The 4,449-nt window shown below is 61.3% G+C and carries 5 protein-coding genes; 2 read left to right on the forward strand and 3 right to left on the reverse strand.

Going from position 1 to position 4,449, the window contains the following annotated elements:
* The 3 genes from D6877_RS04695 to D6877_RS04705 form a co-directional block, all read right to left on the reverse strand.
* Positions 1 to 143 (reverse strand): ATP:cob(I)alamin adenosyltransferase (locus D6877_RS04695; protein WP_130910023.1); only part of this gene is annotated, 143 nt, incomplete at its 3' end.
* A 3-nt stretch (positions 144 to 146) separates the two neighbouring features.
* Positions 147 to 2,183: a HAMP domain-containing sensor histidine kinase gene (locus tag D6877_RS04700; RefSeq protein WP_130910016.1), complete on the reverse strand. Its 2,037-nt coding sequence runs from the start codon at positions 2,181 to 2,183 to the stop codon at positions 147 to 149.
* Between the two features lie 45 nt (positions 2,184 to 2,228).
* Positions 2,229 to 3,146 carry a putative 2-dehydropantoate 2-reductase gene (locus tag D6877_RS04705; RefSeq protein WP_130910017.1) on the reverse strand — a complete coding sequence of 306 codons (918 nt, stop codon included), beginning with the start codon at positions 3,144 to 3,146 and terminating at the stop codon, positions 2,229 to 2,231.
* A gap of 140 nt (positions 3,147 to 3,286) precedes the next feature.
* Here D6877_RS04705 and D6877_RS04710 point away from each other — a divergent pair, with 140 nt between their 5' ends.
* Positions 3,287 to 3,772 carry a YajQ family cyclic di-GMP-binding protein gene (locus D6877_RS04710; protein ID WP_130910018.1) on the forward strand — a complete coding sequence of 162 codons (486 nt, stop codon included), beginning with the start codon at positions 3,287 to 3,289 and terminating at the stop codon, positions 3,770 to 3,772.
* 150 nt (positions 3,773 to 3,922) lie between these two features.
* The coding region (locus tag D6877_RS04715; protein ID WP_130910019.1) for a mechanosensitive ion channel domain-containing protein at positions 3,923 to 4,449 on the forward strand (527 nt) is incomplete at its 3' end.

Below are 4,449 nucleotides of genomic sequence, written 5' to 3' on the forward strand. Positions count from 1 at the left end.
ACGCCGACCTGACTGTTCAGCGTATCGACCTCGCCAATCGCCTCGATGCGCGGGTGATCCTTGGGAACGCGGCGGCCGTCACCGAGGCCGGTTTCGCCTTTGTCGCCGGTGCGGGTGTAGATCTTCGACAAGCGAAAGCCCATGGGTTACCTCGGTAGTGAATTGGTTTCGGTGGTCAACGGCGCAGGTTGCGCCAGCGGCAGACGCAGGGTGAAGCAAGTGCCCTGGCCGGGCGCCGACTGCACTTCCATCTGGCCTTTATGGTTGTTGGTGATGATGAAATAGGACACCGACAGGCCAAGCCCGGTGCCTTGGCCGATTTCCTTGGTGGTGAAGAACGGCTCGAAGGTACGCTTGCGCACGTTCTCGCTCATGCCGATGCCGTTGTCCTCGACCTGAATCTCGGCCCACGGCGGATTGAGCCGGGTGCGCAGAATGATCCGGCCCGGCTCGCTGTCGTCTTCGCGCTGATGAATGGCCTGCGCGGCGTTTTTCAGCAGATTGAGCAACACCTGTTCCAGCTCGTTGGCGGTGCCCGGCACCGGACCGAGGGCAGGGTCGAACTGACGAATGATCGCCTGGCCCTTGAAGTCGAAGCCGATGGCCAGGTCGAAGTCGTTGCCGGCGATTTCCACGGCTTGATCAATCAATGCCGGCAGATCGCACGGCGCCATTTGCCGGGTGCTGCGGCGGCTGAAGCTGAGCATGTGCGTGACGATTTTCGCCGCGCGGGCGCCGGCCTGCTGAATGCCGTCGAGCAGTTGCGGCACTTCGCGGCCTTGCAGGTAGCGATTCACCGTGTCCAGTTCGATGCCCAGTTGTTCGGCAGTTTCGATGTTCTTCGGCAGATCCGCCGACAGACGCCGACGAATGTTCTGCACGTTGTGCAGTATCGCGCCAAGCGGGTTGTTGATTTCATGGGCCATGCCGGCCGCAAGGCCACCGACCGAGAGCATCTTCTCCGACTGCACCATCATTTCTTCCAGCGACAGACGCTGGGTGATGTCATCGATACGGATCACCACGCCACGCCCGGCACCGCCCATCAGCGGATAAAACGTCAGCGCGTAATGCTTGGGTTCATCGTCCTTGAACCAGGTCACCCGATCGACTTTAGCCACGGTGTGCTGTTCGACGGTGGCCTTGAGTTGCGGCAAAAACGGCTTGAGCGGTTCGAAGGCGAGGAAGATCGGCTGATTCAGCGCCTCGTCCAGGCGCGTGCCGGAGAGCGCGCTGGCCTCTTGGTTCCACTGGGTGACGTAGAGCTGCTCGTCGAGGGCGATCAGCGCCGACGGCATCGAGTCGATGATGCTGTTGAGATAATTCTGGAAGCCGGTGAGTTTCTTCTCGATCTTGCTGCGCACCTGGACTTCCAGCTCCAGTTTGCGGTTGGTGTGGCGGGTTTCCTCGGCCAGCCCTTGCGCCTGATCGTAGGCGGCCTGCGAGTCGTCGCGGGCGCGTTTGAGCTGCTGCTCGCGCGCTTCGATGCGCGAAAGCATCGTGTTGAACGCCTCGGCCAGACTGCCGATTTCGTCGTGGTTGCCGCGTGCAGCGCGCAGGGCGTAGTTTTCTTCGCGGGTGACCTGCCGGGACAATTCCTCCAGCTGATGAATCGGCCGGGTGATCAGGCGCTTGATCTGCCGGGCAATCACCAGCCACAGCAGTACGCTGAAGATCAGGATGCCGAGGCTGGCGGTCAGGGTGCCGGTGTAGAACGCCATCGGCAGTTCGCTGCTGGCCACCAGCAGCAGATGCCCAGGTGCGGCGCCGGGGCGGGGCAGGGTGATCAGTTGATTGCTGCGAAACTCGGTGAGTTGCCACGCTTCGACGTGGCGGTAACGCTCGGGGAGACTGAGTTTTTCGCCGCGCTGCACTTGCGCCAGGCGTTCGCCCTTGCCGTCGTACAGGGCGGCGGCGCGCAGCGGTGAATAACTGTCGAGTTCCTTGAGCAGGCGCTCGGCGCTGCGCGGCGACTCCAGCGCATCGCTGACCAGACTCGGGTTGGCGATCAGCCGGCCGATGGTCTGCAAGGCCTGTGGCGCCATGCTTTCCTGAGAAATGTAATAGGCGGCGCTGATAAAGGTCAGGTTGGCGACCAGCAGAACCGTGGTCAACAACACCAGCAGGGCGGCCAGCAGTTTCTGGCCGACCGGCAGGTTTTCAAGGCGCTGGCGCAATGGCATCAGGTTTATCGCAGCAGGGGAACAAGTCGTCAGCCTAGCGGCTGCTTAGTCACTGGGCAATCCACGCTTGCGCAGATGCGCGACCAGACGTTGCTGCAACTGGTGCAGATGCGGCAGATGCAACTGATGCCGCTCGGCAACTTTGCAGGCGTGGCCCAACAGATAGCTGATTTCAGTGCGGCGCTGGTTGGCGACGTCCTGATACATCGAAGAGTAATTGGCGGCGGTGGCGTGGATCACTCGTTCGACTTCCGCTTGCAGATTGTCCGCCGCAGCGGGTTGGCCGCAGCGTTCGAGCAGTTCGGTCAATTCGGCGCAGAGTGTGGCGACTTCGCAGTGATGCTCGCTCAGCCCGCCGTTGCGGCAATCGTGCAGCACGGTCAGTGGGTTGATCGCGCAGTTCAGCGCCAGTTTGCGCCACAGGCGAGTGAGGATGTCAGCGCTCCATTCATGAGGTATGTTCGCCGCTTGCAGATCGTCCAGCCAGACCGGCGCCAGCGGATTCGCGCCATCGCCCAGCCAGTTGAAGCCGTGACCGGCAAACACCACGCGCCAATCGCCATCGCGGAACGCGCCCTCGGTGCTGGAGGCGCTGATGCAGCGCGCCTGTGGCACCCGCGCGGCGACGGCGTCCTGACTGCCGAGGCCGTTCTGCAGGAGGATCAGTTCGGCGTCCGGCGCGAGGCGGGAAGCGAGGCGGGCGACGGCCTCTTCGGCGTCATAGGCCTTGCACGCGACCAGCAATCGGCGAATCGGCTCGGGACTGTCCGGGGTTTCGCCGGGAACTGCATAGGTATGAGCTTGTCCGTTTTCTACCAGGGTCAAGCCGCCCACTGCCGCATAGCTTTGCAAACGCGCCGCATCGCGCAGGATCAGCCGCACCGGCAAGCCGGCGCGGGCCAGACGTGTCGCCCAGAGTGTGCCGAGGCTGCCGGCGCCAAGTACGTGCCAGGTGGTCGACATCAGTTTTTTGCTCGATTGCTTGCAGGCATGTGCGGCTCGCCGTATCGGTAGGAAAAGACCCGTTATAATGAGCCCGATTTTAACCGCAAGCCAAGCGCGCTCCATCCACATCGAGCGCGCCTTTTTATTGGAGAGATTACATGCCGTCGTTCGACGTGGTATCCGAACTGGACAAACACGAAGTCACCAACGCGGTCGAGAACGCCGTCAAGGAGCTCGATCGTCGTTATGACCTGAAAGGCAAAGGCAGCTTCGAGTTCAAGGAAAAAGACCTGACCGTCAGCCTCACCGCCGAAGCCGCTTTCCAGCTCGAAGCGATGATCGAAATCCTCAAGCTGGCGCTGACCAAGCGCAAGATCGACGTGCAGTGCCTTGAGGTCAAGGACGCCTACGCTTCGGGCAAACTGATGAAGCAGGACGCCATCCTCAAGGAAGGCATCGACAAAGAGCTGGCGAAGAAGATCGTCGGCCACATCAAGGAAGCCAAGCTCAAGGTCCAGGCCGCCATTCAGGGCGAGCAGGTGCGTGTCACCGGCAAGAAGCGCGACGACTTGCAGGAAGCGATCGCGGCCCTGCGTGCCAAGGAATTCGGCATGCCGCTGCAGTTCAACAACTTCCGCGACTAAGCTTGGTCTGAAGGCTATGTGGGAGCGAGCCTGCTCGCGAATGCGGTGTTTCATTCAGCGATGAGTTGACTGACAAACCGCTTTCGCGAGCAAGCTCGCTCCCACATTTTTTGTGTACACCCCGGGAAGCCGGAAATCAGGAGATAGAACATGGATTTGAATGCTGAAGTGGACCACCTGGTCAAGGCGTCCCAGGCGTGGATCCCGATGATCATGGAATACGGCAGCCGTGTACTGCTGGCAGTGATTACCCTGGCGATCGGCTGGTGGCTGATCAACAAGGTCACGCAAAAACTCGGCGGTCTGCTGGCTCTGCGCAATGCCGACCTCGCGCTGCAAGGCTTTATCAGCAGCCTGGCCAACATCATTCTCAAGGTGCTGCTGATTGTCAGCGTCGCGTCGATGATCGGCGTCGAAACCACCTCGTTCGTTGCGGCTATCGGTGCTGCGGGTCTGGCGATTGGCTTGGCCTTGCAGGGCAGCCTGGCGAACTTCGCGGGCGGCGTGCTGATTCTGCTGTTCCGCCCGTTCCGCATCGGTGACTGGATCGAAGCCCAAGGTGTAGCGGGTACCGTCGACAGCATTCAGATTTTCCACACCGTGCTGCGTACCGGCGACAACAAGACCATCATCGTGCCCAACGGCAACCTGTCGAACGGCATCATCACCAACACCAA

The organism is Pseudomonas sp. Sample_9 (assembly GCF_004307535.1).
GTDB classification, from domain to species: domain Bacteria; phylum Pseudomonadota; class Gammaproteobacteria; order Pseudomonadales; family Pseudomonadaceae; genus Aquipseudomonas; species Aquipseudomonas mercuritolerans.